Source organism: Alteromonas sp. NFXS44, from assembly GCF_040148705.1.
Lineage (GTDB): Bacteria > Pseudomonadota > Gammaproteobacteria > Enterobacterales > Alteromonadaceae > Alteromonas.
This window is the reverse complement of sequence record NZ_JAGDEA010000011.1, coordinates 98,993-112,284: the sequence shown is the minus strand read 5'-3', so window position 1 is coordinate 112,284 and position 13,292 is coordinate 98,993. Positions and strand designations below refer to the sequence as shown.

The window sequence follows — 13,292 nt, the reverse complement described above, 5'->3', positions numbered from 1 at the left end:
ATCCTTATTGAATAGTTTCTGGTCACACTTCAGGCCATAAGAATATGATTCAGATTCGTGATAAGAGAAAATTGGATAAACCGATTACTTCAATCTGTTTTTATCATTTGTGAATTAACAATTTATTAACTTTAATTAAGAGTCATGTTATCCCGTTATTGAGCAACTGCGACGATTTTCCTCTGGCGTCTGCGTGTCAGGAAGCGTTATCGTGTAGCACATTCATGTAGAGCAGTTTGCTGAACAAAGGGATAAAACATGCGCGCATATGGTTACAAGCAGGCGTCTGAAACGCTGACTGAAAACGCAATTCAGGCAATCAATATGGCAACTCCTGTGCCGGCAGGAAGAGATCTGCTGGTGAGAGTGCTTGCCGTTTCAGTGAATCCGGTAGATACCAAAATTCGTCGTAGTGTGTCTCCTCCGGCTGATGAGGTAAAAATCCTCGGATGGGACGCGGTGGGTATCGTTGAATCCACAGGCAGCGATGCGTCGTTGTTCAAAAAAGGCGATAAGGTATTTTATGCCGGAGATATTTCCCGTAGCGGTACCAATGCGGAATATCAGCTGGTGGATGAGCGTATTGTTGCGCTGGCACCCGAAGGGCTGTCTGATGTTGAATCTGCGGCCATGCCACTGACTTCACTGACGGCGTGGGAGCTGTTGTTCGATCGTCTTGAAGTTGCCCCGGGTGAAGAAAGTAAAGATAAAGTGCTGCTTGTCACCGGTGCTGCCGGTGGTGTGGGTTCCATTCTTATTCAGCTTGCCCGTAAGCTTACCGGTCTGACTGTTGTTGCCACGGCATCCAGACCGGAAACGAAGGAATGGGTGAGTAAAATGGGCGCACATCATGTACTCGACCATTCACAACCTCTGGCTCCGCAGTACGAAGCATTGTCAATAGAGGGTGTTGACTATGTTGCCAGCCTCACGCATACGCAGTCGCATATTGCTGCGCTGGCTGATTTGATGAAGCCGCAAAGCAAGTTCGGTTTGATTGACGATCCGGGTCCGCTGGATATCGGTCTGTTAAAGCGCAAGAGTATTTCGCTTCACTGGGAGTTTATGTACACCCGCTCTCTGTTCAATACCAGTGACATGCTTAAACAACATGAAATCCTCAGCGATGTGAGCAAAATGCTTAATGCGGGGGAGCTTCAAACCACACTCGGCCAGCATTTGGGCCCGCTCAATGCCGCTAATCTGTTCAGAGCCCATCAAATCCTTGAAAGTGGTTCAGCCATCGGCAAACTGGTACTGGCACCGTTCGAAACCGAATAACCCTGAGATTCAATCACTTCCGGCGGCGAATTGTTCCGGTTCGCCGCTACCTTCCGTATAAATGCACATACTGACTTTCCCTTTTTCATACTCCCTCAACTGACATTCGCAACCTGCTGTCATGTTGCTGTCATAAAAACACCATCTAATACTTTCGTCTAAATGATTCAGTATTACATTTACCCGAAAAGCGTTTTACCAGGTTCCCATGTTGAAATATTCCAGTATCAGCCGGCTTGTCATGACACCCGTGATGGCAGCACTTATTATCTTAGTGATGCTTAACTCTGCATCACTGTATAAATCTTTTGCCTTACTCAACCATTTTGATGAACTGGAAAACAGCCTGGTTCAGTCAGAGCGTGATGTAACAGCTATTCTGAATACCTTTAAAACGCAGGTACAGGAATGGAAAAACACCTTGCTGCGTGGTTATGACGATGACAACAGGGAAAAGTACTGGCAGCGGTTTCAGCAACGGGAAGCTGACGTGCAGGAGGGGTTTCGCAAGTTATTAACGAATCAGGCGATAAGTACGGAAGCCAGAAGCACCATTCGTGAATTTCTGGATGCCCATAATCATATGGCAGAAAAGTACCGTGAAGGCTTCGACGCGTTCGTGGCAGCGGGTTACGATGCTAAAGTGGCAGACGCCTACGTGAAAGGCATTGACCGCAAACCTGCTGAATTACTTGAAGCGGTGGCAGCAAACATCGCTGAGCAGTCTTTCAATGCTTTTGAAAGCCTGAGAACGGATACCCGCCGCACATTATGGATGATCCTGATCGCTGCACTGGTGTTATCGGCACTGACTACCTGGTATGTGGTACAACGTTTACGTAAACAGGTCATTAAACCGGTTAAGCAAATCGCAGCCTGCATTGCGGCTCTGGCAAAAAGCCGGTATGACTACAAGCTTGATTACCGCAGCGGGCACGAACTGGGTTCGCTGGCGGATTCTGCACGCTCGTTACAGGACAAGTTGCGGGGTTCAGTTGAACAACTCAAACAAGCTGAGTCTCAGGTTGCCCACGCTGTTATTACGCTGAGTGATGTGAGTCAGGCTATTCTGGCCGGCGCAGAAGAACAGCACCAGACCAGTCAGTCGCTGGACAGCAGTACCGATAAACTGAAAGAAATTGTACAGAGTCTGGTTGCCATCACCGACCAGGTGGCCGTCGCCACTAACAGCTCTGAAACCAATGTTGCTGCCTGTTACGCCACCTTTTCAAAAGCTAATGACGGCTTCAGGCAACTTGCAGAGACAGTAAATCAGTCCAGTGACATTGTTGATGCCCTGCAATCACGCAGCAATAACATCCTCAAAGTCGTTAATGTCATCAATGAAATTGCCGACCAGACCAACTTGCTGGCTCTGAATGCGGCTATTGAAGCAGCCAGAGCAGGGGAGCATGGCAGGGGGTTTGCAGTGGTTGCCGACGAAGTGCGGGCACTGGCAGCCAAAACCCAGCAGTCAACGCGGGAAATCAACGGCATTCTTTCAAGCTTTGAGTCTGAAGCGCAGGGTGCGGTAGTGGCCATGCAATCCGGTAAATCGCTGGCAGATGTGAATGCCAGAGAAGCGGCCGCGGCACTGGAAACACTGAATCTGGTGGTGAAAGATATACAGGAAACTGCCAGCGTTGTCGTTGTACTGAATGAAGCTGCTGACGAACAGGAAGCGGTGCTTAAACAGGTTGAACAGGTTATCAATAATTCTGTGACATCGTCAGAAAAGTATCATGCCCTGTCACGCAGAAACGATATTTCAGATGCCGTGAGAGAAATGGAAGGAAATGTGAAGCAGGTGGTGATGTCACTGACACATTAACCGGACTACAACAAAGCGGCCGGCTCATGTTAACGTATAAGAAAACGCAGTCAGCCGCTTATGAATTTGCCCTATCCTCCGTTAGTTTTTCATCCTGTTTACAGTCAGCTTGACCTGCCGGTCAGACACCGCTTTCCCATCGAAAAATATCAGGGGATCCATGATGCGCTGGTAGCCCGCGGCGTGCCACCCGGCCATTTCACTACCCCTGAAGCGCTGACAACCGCTGATCTGACGGCAACTTACCAGCAAGACTATGTCAGCGCACTTTGCGGCGGCACCCTTGATCACAAGGCCATGCGCAGAATAGGTTTCCCCTGGTCAGAGCAATTAATCCGCCGTTCCCTCACCGCTGTCAGCGGGACCTGTCTGACAGCCGCACTGGCACAGGAATACGGACTGGCACTTAATCTTACCGGTGGTTATCACCACGCTTTTGCTGATTCCGGTTCGGGATTTTGCTTATTTAACGATTTGTATCTGGCAGCGAAGAGGGCACAGGCCCGTGATGATTGCGATACGGTGATGATCATCGATCTTGATGTGCATCAGGGGGACGGTACAGCCAAACTGGCTGAGCATGACGACTCGGTGTTTACCGTATCAGTGCACGGTGAGAAGAACTTTCCTCACCGCAAACAAACTTCAGACATTGATATCGGGCTGGCGAAAGGCACCGGGGACGATGAGTACCTGACGACGCTTGATGAAACGCTGCACTTAGCGTTTCGACAGTGTTCACCTGATTTCGTTATTTACGATGCCGGCGTCGACGTACACATCAATGATGATTTAGGGCACCTGCATATCACCACACCGGGTGTTCTGGCCAGAGACAAAATGGTGCTGGATATGTGTAAGCAAAAAGGGCTGCCGGTAGCTTGTGTGATCGGCGGTGGCTATCAGCGCGATATCGCTGCGCTGGTAGATGTACACCTGCAACTGTTCAGAGCGGCAGGTGTCATCCGGTAAAATCACCTACAGGAAGGTTAACTGGAAGCCCAGACCTATGCGTTCCTGGCTGCGGTTGTAGTCAATCAGTGAGTCGCCGTAACCGTTAAAGTATTGCAGCAGCAATTCGTACCGGTTTGAAAGGGGATAGGTCAGGTTCAGCTGAATACTGCCTCTGTTGTGTCCGAAATTCAGGTTATTGCGTAACAGGGCCAGCACCTTGAAGTTGCCAAGACGGGTGCCGTAACCCAATTCCATGCGGCCGTAATAATCATTGATATCCGGATTATCGTCGCCGGCAGGATCGTTTTCGTCCACTTTGGTTTCTTCGGGTATGCGATACCAGGCTTTCAGGTAATACACGTCATCAAAATCACTGAACAATACCGAGGCAAAAATTCTGTTCCAGCTGCGGGAGCGCTCGCCACTCTGTCCGTTCGACATATGATTAAAACCTACCTGGAAGGCGTTAAAGTCGTATCCCAGCAGGGTAATGTCGGCTTCCTGCTGATAAAACACTTCAGGCTGATAATTGGTTTCCCGAAAGGGTTTCGATACTTCGCTGTTATACAGTTGCCAGAACGAGGTCAGAGTGAAACCGAAATACATACCATCGGCCGTGTCGCCCCGCAGATACAGGGGCAGTTTTACACTTAACTGAAACTTGGCTTCGCTGTTATCAACATTTTCAGGAGTGAGATCCTGATTACCGGCGGAGTTCGGGTTGGTCACATAGGTAACAGGTAAAAGGTAGTTGGTCTGGTACTGTGTGATGGCAAAGTAATTATCCAGTGCCCGGTGGTCGGCTTCGAAACGTGAACTGAGCATACCCGGAGCATCTTTCTGCGCATCGGTGGATGATTTATCCGCTTCCTCCTGCGCATACGCACCTTTGCATAATACTGCTGTCAGTAACAGAGCGGGCAGAGTTGAGTAACGGCAAATTTTCATCGTATAATCCTTTACAGATCGAGAGTCTGGCCTTCTGCCGCCGCAAATAAACCTAATGGCGACTCCGCTATTTCAATGTATTCCTGACAGTGAGCAACCACCTTGTCAATGTCATCGTCAGTACGGTCCGGGTCGTGGCTGTACAATGCCAGTTGTTTAACATTAGATGCCATCGCCAGTTTCACCGCTTCCTCAGCCACAGAGTGTCCCCAGCCAGATTTAGCCGGCATATCTGACAGCATATACTGCGCGTCGTGGATAACCAGGTCAGCATCGCGGGCAAAGTCCACGAAACTGAGAAAATCCGTTTCTTTTTTATAGGGAGGGTAGAGCTCGTTATCAGTGAGATAGGTTAACTTTTTACCGTTTTCAGTAATCGTATAAGCACTGCCTTTTCCCGGGTGGTTCATAGGCAGCCTGGAAATTGTCGCATTGCCTAAACGCCAGCTGTCAATCTCTTCCGGAATGGGGGTTACCGTCACATCAGAAGCCAGCGCACTGGCCGGTACGGGAAAGACGGAACCTTGCATCTGGGTAAGGATCCGGTCGTGCTCGGGCAGGGTAGTCATGCCGGGAATGATTTTAATTTCGCGATCTTTCTGGTAAATCGGGGCGAAGAAGGGAAAGCCCTGAATGTGGTCCCAGTGATTATGAGTGAGCAGGATATGAACAGGCGTTGTTTTCTTTATAAGCTCGTTGCCCAGCGCCCTGATTCCTGTGCCGGCATCCAGAATGATATCTGTGCCGTCTGACAACTGAACATGAACACAGGCCGTATTACCACCATAACGCACGAAATCAGCGCCCGGCGTGGGAATAGACCCTCTGACACCATAAAAGGTAACTCGCATGCCTTCTCCTGCAGCATTGCCGCCGGGCCGTCAGCAGCCCGGCAATTTCCGTGTTAGTCTCTGTCTGTTTTACAGACCGGCAATAAATTCACCGGCGTTATCTATAGAGAGTAAGGTTTTTTCGCCGGTGCGGCGATTTTTATATTCTACCTGCCGGTTATCCAGATTGCGCTCGCCCACAACGATGCTGTGGGGAATACCGACCAGTTCCATGTCGTTAAACATGACGCCCGGGCGTTCTTTGCGGTCGTCAAATAACACCTCAATGCCGGCGGCAGTCAATGTTTCGTACAACGACTCTGCAACGTCTTTGATGCGCTGAGACTTATGCATATTCATCGGGATAAGCGCCACTTTAAACGGTGCAACCGGGTCAGGCCAGATGATACCGTTTTCGTCATGGTTCTGCTCAATGGCTGCTGCCACAATGCGTGAGACACCAATGCCATAGCAACCCATAGTCAGAATTTGATGCTTACCGGTTTCACCGAGCACACCACAGTTCATGGCTTTAGAATATTTATCGCCTAACTGGAAAATGTGACCTACTTCGATACCCCGTTTGATTTCGATTGTGCCTTTTCCGCAGGGTGAAGGATCGCCGGCAACCACATCGCGGATATCAGCGCTTTCGATATCACCGGTCCAGTTTGCATTAATGATGAATTTACCATTTTCACCTGCGCCGCAAACAAAGTCTGCTGCTGCCGCTGCGCTGTGGTCAACAATAACGTCTAAACCTGATGCCAGCGGATTCGCGTACAACGGGAAGCAACCAAAAATGTCTTTAGCCTGTTCTTCAGTGGCAACGACCAGTGGTGATGCAATCTGTGGCAGTTTCTCTGCTTTGATATCGTTTAAAGTGTGTTCGTCACGTATGACCAGCGCCACCCACTTTTCCGGTGCATCTTCTTCAGTCTGACCTTTAACCAGCACAACTTTTAATGCGGTATTTTGTTCTTTCAGGAAGTTTTCTGCACTGATCCCTTTTGGCTTGTCGATAACTTCTGCCTCAGCACCAGACGGCAAGGCTTTCGTTGCAGGTGCAACAGCCTGAGCCATTTCCACATTGGCTGCATAATCAGATTCTGTCGAAAACGCGATGTCATCTTCACCGGACGCTGCCAGCACGTGGAACTCGTGAGAGACCGCGCCACCAATTGAACCTGAGTCGGCAATAACAGCACGGAAATCCAGACCCAGGCGGGTAAAGATATTGCTGTAAGCCTGATACATTTTATCGTAAGTTTCCTGCAGCGACGCTTCATCCATATGGAAGCTGTATGCATCCTTCATGGTGAATTCACGGCCGCGCATAATGCCGAAACGGGGACGAACTTCGTCCCGGAATTTTGTCTGGATTTGATACAAGTTCAGCGGTAATTGTTTGTAACTGCTGATTTCGTTACGCACCAGTGCGGTAATCACTTCTTCGTGAGTCGGGCCTAAAACAAAGTCGCGCTGATGGCGATCTTTGATGCGCAACAGCTCTGGACCATATTCTTCCCAGCGACCGGATTCTTCCCACAAGTCAGCAGGCTGAACCACCGGCATCAACACTTCCACTGCACCGGCCTTATTCATTTCATCACGCACCACATCTGCGATTTTGTTCAGCACACGCAGACCACTCGGCAACCAGGTATACAAACCGGCAGCCAGTTTGCGGATCATGCCTGCCCGCAGCATGAGCTGATGACTGATAACCTCAGCATCGGCAGGTGTTTCTTTTTGCGTGGACAACAAATATTGGCTCGTGCGCATTACGGTGGTTCATCCTATAGAGAAAAATAAAAACGGCGCCATTCTAGCAGTATAGAAAAGGCCGCAAAAGTCGTTTTTCCGGTTAAGTTTTCTGTTGTCCGGCAGGTAGTGGCGTGAGTGATAGAACCACCACGTCACCATTGATAATTTGCCAGCTGATATCCACGTCGTACAGACTCACTTTATAGACTTTGTCATCATCATCCAGTTTATGCCGGTAAGCGGGGCGGGGATCCTGGCTGAGTATATCCTGCGTCAGCGGGATGATATCCGGCCATCTGGCAGAAAGTGCGTGGCATTGTTTGTCTGCCTCTGCGGTAAAAATGACATTGCGGCGGGGAATGGGGGAGCTTGAGGTGAGCGTATCGTCAGCCTCATTCACGGCGTCGGCGTAAGGAATATACGGCTTAATATCAATGACCGGTGTGCCATCAAGTAAATCAACGCCGGACACATTCAGCACAACACGGTCGCCATCCACTGACAGACCTTCATTTTTAACCACTGACATACCAATGCTGTTTGGCCGGTGCGTACTGCGACTGGCAAATACGCCCAGTGTGGCATTACCGCCCAGCCGTGGCGCTTTGACGGCGGGTTTCCAGCCTCTGGCAGCGGTTTCATGGAAATAGAACAATAACCAGACATGACTGAACGCCTCTATGCCTTTAAAGGCCTGCGGGTTGGCATAGTCAGTCTGCATGACAATCTGACCTTTAGCTCCGGCAAGGTTTGGCTGGCGGGGAATAGCAAATTTCTGCCTGAACGGTGTGTGAATAATGCCAACAGGTTCAATAGTGGCAGATTCAGGAAAGCTCACGACCTGTTACCTGAAATAAATGGTTGATTGTCATAATTATCTCATAAAATACCGCTAAGGTATGCTCCGTTGTTTACCACCACAAGCCTGACTGGGCAGCTTGCGGTCTCCCTGGATCCCAGTTCCTTTAACCCCGTTGCGTGCAACGGGGTTTCTTTTTTCCCGGGTTTAGCAATCAGGCAGTGAATGGTGTTGCTGAATATGTCAAACTACGGCACCGGAACGGTGACCTGAGATGAGGACACAGCAAAGTGTTTCCCTTCGCGGGTGCCGGATACGATTTACCACCGCTTTTTCCTTTATTACCAGCAGTAGCAGACGGAACGCTATGATAGTTGTAGAAAATCTGACCCGACGGTTCAATCAGCTTGTCGCTGTCGATAACCTGTCCTTCACCATAAAAGCCGGAGAGATTGTGGGATTTCTGGGGCCAAATGGCGCCGGTAAGTCCACTACCATGAAAATGCTTACCGGTTTTCTGGACCCTTCATCAGGTAAAATCAAAATAGACGGCGCGGATATGCCCGGAAAAGCGAAAGCATTGCAGGAGCGTATTGGCTATCTGCCTGAAGGCGCACCGCTTTATGGTGAGATGACAGTGTTTCAGTTTTTACATTTTGTGGCCGGTGTACGCGGGCTGAAAGGTAAGCATCTTCAGAAGCGTCTCAAGCATGTCATACAGCAGGTGGAGCTGGGAGACGTGCTGAACAGGCAGATTGATAAATTGTCAAAAGGATTCCGCCATCGCATTGGCCTGGCTCAGGCTATCATGCATGATCCGGACATTCTTATTCTGGATGAACCCACAGACGGACTGGATCCGAATCAGAAACATCAGGTAAGGGAACTTATCAAGGCGTTGTCGAAAGACAAAATCGTTATCATTTCCACCCACATTCTGGAAGAAGTCAGCGCAGTGTGTAACCGCGCCATGATCATTTCTCAGGGCAAACTGCTGTTCGACGGAACACCGCCGGAATTGCAATACCGTTCCCGCTATCACCAGGCCATCACACTGCATTTCAGTTATGCAGCCGATATTTCCGGGCTGGCGGAAATTGATGGTGTAGATGAAATGGTGGTTAACCGCGAAACCGGCGATGTCACGCTGTTCCCTGAAGATGGTAAGTTGCTGATGACGCCGGTGACCGAACATGTCAGTCATTACCGGCTGCCGGTGGACAAATTTACCATTGAAACCGGCCGCCTGGATGATGTATTCCGTGAAATTACTACCGGGGAGCGTGTGCAGTAATGAGAAGTTTAACCATTGCACGACGGGAGTTCGGCAGCTTTTTTGCTACACCGGTGGCGTATGTTTATCTGGTAATGTTCCTGGTGCTGAGCAGCGTGTTCACCTTCTTTATGGGAGATTTTTACGCCAGAGGACAGGCTGATTTACTGCCATTTTTTAATTTTCATCCCTGGCTCTATTTGTTTCTGGTACCAGCCATTGCCATGCGTAGCTGGGCTGAAGAAAGAAAATCCGGCACCATTGAATTACTAATGACATTGCCGGTGTCAGAAACGCAGGCTGTAGCCGGCAAGTTTCTGGCATGCTGGGGAATTCTCGGACTGGCTCTGTTGATGACCACGCCCTTGTGGTTAACCGTTAATTATCTCGGCTCACCGGATAACGGAATCATCGTTGCCGCTTATACCGGCAGCTGGTTGATGGCCGGCGCTTTTCTTGCCATCAGTCAGTGTATGTCTGCGTTAACACATAATCAGGTTATTGCCTTTGTTATGTCTGTGCTGGTGTGTTTTCTCTTTCTGGTCAGCGGTTCGGAAATCGTGGTCGATGTTTTTAAAAACTGGGCACCTAATTTCGTGGTGGATACCGTTGCTTCTTTCAGTTTCCTCACGCATTTTGAAGCTATGTCAAAAGGTGTGCTGGCTGCGAATGATGTGGTGTATTTTCTGCTGGTCATCTTTGTGTGGCTGACCGCAAACGCCGTGATCACTGAACAGAACAAGGCAGGGTGATCATGATGAAGAAAAAATGGTTGTCTGTATTAAGTCTTGGCCTGCTGGCAGTGCTGTTTGTATTGCTGGTTTTCATTAACAATCAATTGTTAAGCAAATATCGCATTGATTTGACAGAAGACAAGGTGTTCTCGTTGTCAGGGGGAACCCGTAATGTGCTCACCAGTCTGGATGAGCCGGTCACGTTGTACTTCTTCTACTCCGATTCGGCGACGACGGGTATGACAAAAATGCGTAACTATGCCGCCAGAGTAGAAAGTTTGTTGCGTGAATATGCACAGGCGTCCGGCGGTAAAGTTCAACTGCAAATCGTTGACACTGTACCTTTTTCGGAAAACGAAGATAAAGCCAATCAGTTCGGTCTCACAGGAGCGGCACTGGGTAATGTGGGAGAACAGATTTACTTTGGTCTTGCCGGCACGAATTTACTGGATGATCAGTTCACCATCCCGTTCTTTGATCCTAAGAACGAGCAGTTTCTTGAATATGAAATCAGTAAACTGATTTATCGCCTGAGTAATCCGGATACGCTGACGCTGGCGCTGGTCACTGATTTACCGGTTGCCGGCGGACAAGATCCTCTGACCGGGCGATACACCGGTCCCATGGTGTTTTATCAGCAACTGGCGCAGTTGTATAACATTCGAATTGTGAACAGTACTGCTGATGGATTTCCGGAAGATACCGATGTGGTGTTGCTGGCGCATCCGCAAGCGCTGTCAGACGGCCTGCTGTATGCCATTGATCAGTTTGCCATGCACAATGGCCGGATCCTGGCCTTTATTGACCCTCATTATGAAGGAAATGCGCTTTCTTCGTTGCAACAAGTGGGTGCCAACGCGTCTTCGTTTCCGTTGCTGAAGGCCTGGGGAATTAAGGCGGATTTAACCAATATCGTCCTTGATGCTCAACTGGCTTTTGATTTGCGAAATGAAAACGGTGCGATAGTGAAGCATTTTGGCATTCTCGGGCTCACCGCAGCTCAGCTCGATCGTAATGATGTGATCACTGCCAATCTGGACTCAGTAAACGGCGCGTCCTTCGGTGCCCTGGAAACGGTGAAAAAAGCCGGCTTGTCTATGCATACGCTCATACGTTCTTCCGTTAACTCAGGGCTGACCAATGCAGATAACTATGCCCAGACCCTTAACCCGGTAGCGTTGCACCGTGGATTCGGCGGAAACACCGAAACCTACACCGTTGCCGCCCGTTACCGTGGTAAAGCCCGCTCATATTTCAGTGCACCGAAAGATCCGGCTAAAGCGGCGACCTATGAAGGGCAGACTGACAATCTGAATCTGGTGCTGGTGGCAGACGCAGATATGCTTTCAGACCTTTACTGGGTGCAACAAACGGCGTTCTTCGGAGATACGGTATTTACGCCGTTTGCGAATAACGGTGACTTTATTGTCAATGCAATTGAAAACCTCACCGGCAGCGATGCGCTTATCAGTATCCGCTCCCGTGGCACCTATGTGCGCCCCTTTGAAAGGGTAAAGGCCCTGGAGACGGCGGCGGAAGGTAAATACCGCGAGCAGGAAGAACAGTTGCAGGAAGAGCTGATCCAGACGGAGCAGAAATTACGTGAGCTTCAGGGACAACAGGGGCAGGGCGGTACCATTGTCTTTACCGGTCAACAGCAGGAGGCAATAGATAAGTACATTGCCCGCAGAGTTGAAATTCGCCGTGAACTTCGCGAAGTGCGCTATCAGCTTGACCGCGAGATAGACCGTCTTGGCGATAAACTGAAAATAGTGAATATAGCCCTGGCACCTGCTGTGCTGACGGGCTTGTTATGGTTACTGGCGTTTATCTTCAAACGCAGAGCAGGAAAAGCATACCGGACAGAAACTCAGTCATGAATTTACGCGTTCTTATATTATCGGGGTTAGTTGCTGCCAGTGCCGGTGTTGCCGGCTGGTTACAAAGTCATTCTGACCGCACTACCCGGGAAGCATCCGCAGAACATCAATTGCAAAGCGAGCTGGCGACAGCGGCAAAAGATATTCAGCGGATCAAAATTGAAACCCACGAAGGGGTGGTATTTGCTGCCGTGAAAGATACTGACAGGTGGATTGCAACTCACCTCGACACCATTATGACCTTTCCGGTGGACATGAAAAAGCTGGCGAAATTTGCTAATGCCCTGAACAGTCTGGAAGTGCTGGAGCCTAAAACATCACAGCCGGAATTTTATCACCGTCTGGGCGTTGAAAGTGTCAGAGATAGTGATGCCCGCTCTTTGCTGATTGAGATTGGCGGCGAAAAGGAAGCCTTTTCGTTGCTCGTGGGAAGGACGGCCAGTGGTAACCGTGGCACATATGTGCGGCAGCCTGAAGCGTCTACCAGCCTGCTGGTAAACAAAACTTTGCCGTTACCGGAAAAGCGCAGCGACTGGTTAAGCCGTGAGATTTTCGCTTTTAACAGTTCAGATATCAGTGCTGTGGATGTTGAAATTGAAGGGCAGCCCCTGCTGACGTTAAACCGTGAAGGAGAGACCGCTGATGGCTGGCAGATTGCAGGCAATGATGAGGCTACTGCCGCACTGAGATATCCAACCATAGTAGGTCAGACAGTTGATAAGATGCTGCGCTTCGACTTTGATGGAGTCAAACCCTTCCTGCAGCATAAGTGGAGTGAGGTATCACTGATCAGTCAGGTTATCTTTTCTCTGGAAGATGGCAGTGAAGTCATGGCTTATCTTTCAGCACCGGACCCGCGCGGACGTTTTCAATTGTGGATTGATACCCCGGACTCACCACGCTGGATATCCGAATGGGTATTTGAGCTTTCCGAATATCAGGCCCGTGCTTTTCTGCCCAGGCTGGAAAATTTGACATCCGCTATCTGAAATTCC

The 13,292-nt window shown here is 49.6% G+C and carries 11 protein-coding genes; 7 read left to right on the top strand and 4 right to left on the bottom strand.

The features are described from left to right. The first annotated feature begins 258 nt into the window (after nucleotides 1-258). From J3369_RS14295 to J3369_RS14285, 3 genes are all read left to right on the top strand, one after another. Nucleotides 259-1,281: a zinc-binding alcohol dehydrogenase family protein gene (locus J3369_RS14295; RefSeq protein WP_349588056.1), complete on the top strand. Its 1,023-nt coding sequence runs from the start codon at nucleotides 259-261 to the stop codon at nucleotides 1,279-1,281. A 208-nt stretch (nucleotides 1,282-1,489) separates the two neighbouring features. Beyond that, nucleotides 1,490-3,112: a methyl-accepting chemotaxis protein gene (locus tag J3369_RS14290; protein ID WP_349588053.1), complete on the top strand. Its 1,623-nt coding sequence runs from the start codon at nucleotides 1,490-1,492 to the stop codon at nucleotides 3,110-3,112. A 60-nt stretch (nucleotides 3,113-3,172) separates the two neighbouring features. Then, the gene (locus tag J3369_RS14285; protein WP_349588050.1) at nucleotides 3,173-4,084 is read left to right on the top strand and encodes a histone deacetylase family protein; all 912 of its coding nucleotides are present in this window, start codon (nucleotides 3,173-3,175) and stop codon (nucleotides 4,082-4,084) included. 6 nt (nucleotides 4,085-4,090) lie between these two features. Here the strand turns inward: J3369_RS14285 and J3369_RS14280 are convergent, their stop codons facing one another. The 4 genes from J3369_RS14280 to tsaA all read right to left on the bottom strand — a co-directional run bounded on the left by J3369_RS14280 (nucleotide 4,091) and on the right by tsaA (nucleotide 8,449). Then, nucleotides 4,091-5,014 carry a phospholipase A gene (locus J3369_RS14280; RefSeq protein WP_349588047.1) on the bottom strand — a complete coding sequence of 308 codons (924 nt, stop codon included), beginning with the start codon at nucleotides 5,012-5,014 and terminating at the stop codon, nucleotides 4,091-4,093. An 11-nt stretch (nucleotides 5,015-5,025) separates the two neighbouring features. Further along, on the bottom strand, nucleotides 5,026-5,865 hold the full coding sequence (locus J3369_RS14275) for an MBL fold metallo-hydrolase (protein ID WP_303573055.1): 840 nt from the start codon (nucleotides 5,863-5,865) through the stop codon (nucleotides 5,026-5,028). Between the two features lie 69 nt (nucleotides 5,866-5,934). Continuing rightward, nucleotides 5,935-7,629, bottom strand: coding sequence for a proline--tRNA ligase (locus J3369_RS14270; protein WP_349588044.1), 1,695 nt, complete (start codon nucleotides 7,627-7,629; stop codon nucleotides 5,935-5,937). A gap of 82 nt (nucleotides 7,630-7,711) precedes the next feature. Beyond that, nucleotides 7,712-8,449 (bottom strand): tRNA (N6-threonylcarbamoyladenosine(37)-N6)-methyltransferase TrmO, encoded by a 738-nt coding sequence (gene tsaA / locus J3369_RS14265; protein ID WP_349588041.1) that lies wholly within the window; start codon nucleotides 8,447-8,449, stop codon nucleotides 7,712-7,714. A 328-nt stretch (nucleotides 8,450-8,777) separates the two neighbouring features. Here tsaA and J3369_RS14260 point away from each other — a divergent pair, with 328 nt between their 5' ends. Genes J3369_RS14260 through J3369_RS14245 form a run of 4 tightly spaced genes read left to right on the top strand, consistent with a single transcriptional unit; the run spans nucleotide 8,778 to nucleotide 13,286 of the window. Further along, nucleotides 8,778-9,704 (top strand): ABC transporter ATP-binding protein, encoded by a 927-nt coding sequence (locus J3369_RS14260; RefSeq protein ID WP_349588038.1) that lies wholly within the window; start codon nucleotides 8,778-8,780, stop codon nucleotides 9,702-9,704. Then, entirely contained in the window at nucleotides 9,704-10,435 is a 732-nt protein-coding gene (locus J3369_RS14255) for an ABC transporter permease subunit (RefSeq protein ID WP_119501991.1), read from the top strand. The genes J3369_RS14260 and J3369_RS14255 overlap by 1 nt, the downstream gene beginning before the upstream one ends. A gap of 2 nt (nucleotides 10,436-10,437) precedes the next feature. Continuing rightward, nucleotides 10,438-12,297 (top strand): GldG family protein, encoded by a 1,860-nt coding sequence (locus J3369_RS14250; RefSeq protein WP_349588035.1) that lies wholly within the window; start codon nucleotides 10,438-10,440, stop codon nucleotides 12,295-12,297. Further along, on the top strand, nucleotides 12,294-13,286 hold the full coding sequence (locus J3369_RS14245; RefSeq protein WP_349588032.1) for a DUF4340 domain-containing protein: 993 nt from the start codon (nucleotides 12,294-12,296) through the stop codon (nucleotides 13,284-13,286). Before J3369_RS14250 ends, J3369_RS14245 begins: the two co-directional genes overlap by 4 nt. The last annotated feature ends 6 nt before the right edge of the window (nucleotides 13,287-13,292 follow it).

Bases quoted from the DNA above. Each gene is read 5' to 3' on its own strand.
- J3369_RS14255 (WP_119501991.1), top strand. From the start codon at position 9,704: ATGAGAAGTTTAACCATTGCACGACGGGAGTTCGGCAGCTTTTTTGCT.
- J3369_RS14290 (WP_349588053.1), top strand. From the start codon at position 1,490: ATGTTGAAATATTCCAGTATCAGCCGGCTTGTCATGACACCCGTGATG.
- J3369_RS14245 (WP_349588032.1), top strand. From the start codon at position 12,294: ATGAATTTACGCGTTCTTATATTATCGGGGTTAGTTGCTGCCAGTGCC.
- J3369_RS14280 (WP_349588047.1), bottom strand. From the start codon at position 5,014: ATGAAAATTTGCCGTTACTCAACTCTGCCCGCTCTGTTACTGACAGCA.
- J3369_RS14250 (WP_349588035.1), top strand. From the start codon at position 10,438: ATGATGAAGAAAAAATGGTTGTCTGTATTAAGTCTTGGCCTGCTGGCA.
- J3369_RS14295 (WP_349588056.1), top strand. From the start codon at position 259: ATGCGCGCATATGGTTACAAGCAGGCGTCTGAAACGCTGACTGAAAAC.
- J3369_RS14260 (WP_349588038.1), top strand. From the start codon at position 8,778: ATGATAGTTGTAGAAAATCTGACCCGACGGTTCAATCAGCTTGTCGCT.
- J3369_RS14275 (WP_303573055.1), bottom strand. From the start codon at position 5,865: ATGCGAGTTACCTTTTATGGTGTCAGAGGGTCTATTCCCACGCCGGGC.
- J3369_RS14270 (WP_349588044.1), bottom strand. From the start codon at position 7,629: ATGCGCACGAGCCAATATTTGTTGTCCACGCAAAAAGAAACACCTGCC.
- J3369_RS14285 (WP_349588050.1), top strand. From the start codon at position 3,173: ATGAATTTGCCCTATCCTCCGTTAGTTTTTCATCCTGTTTACAGTCAG.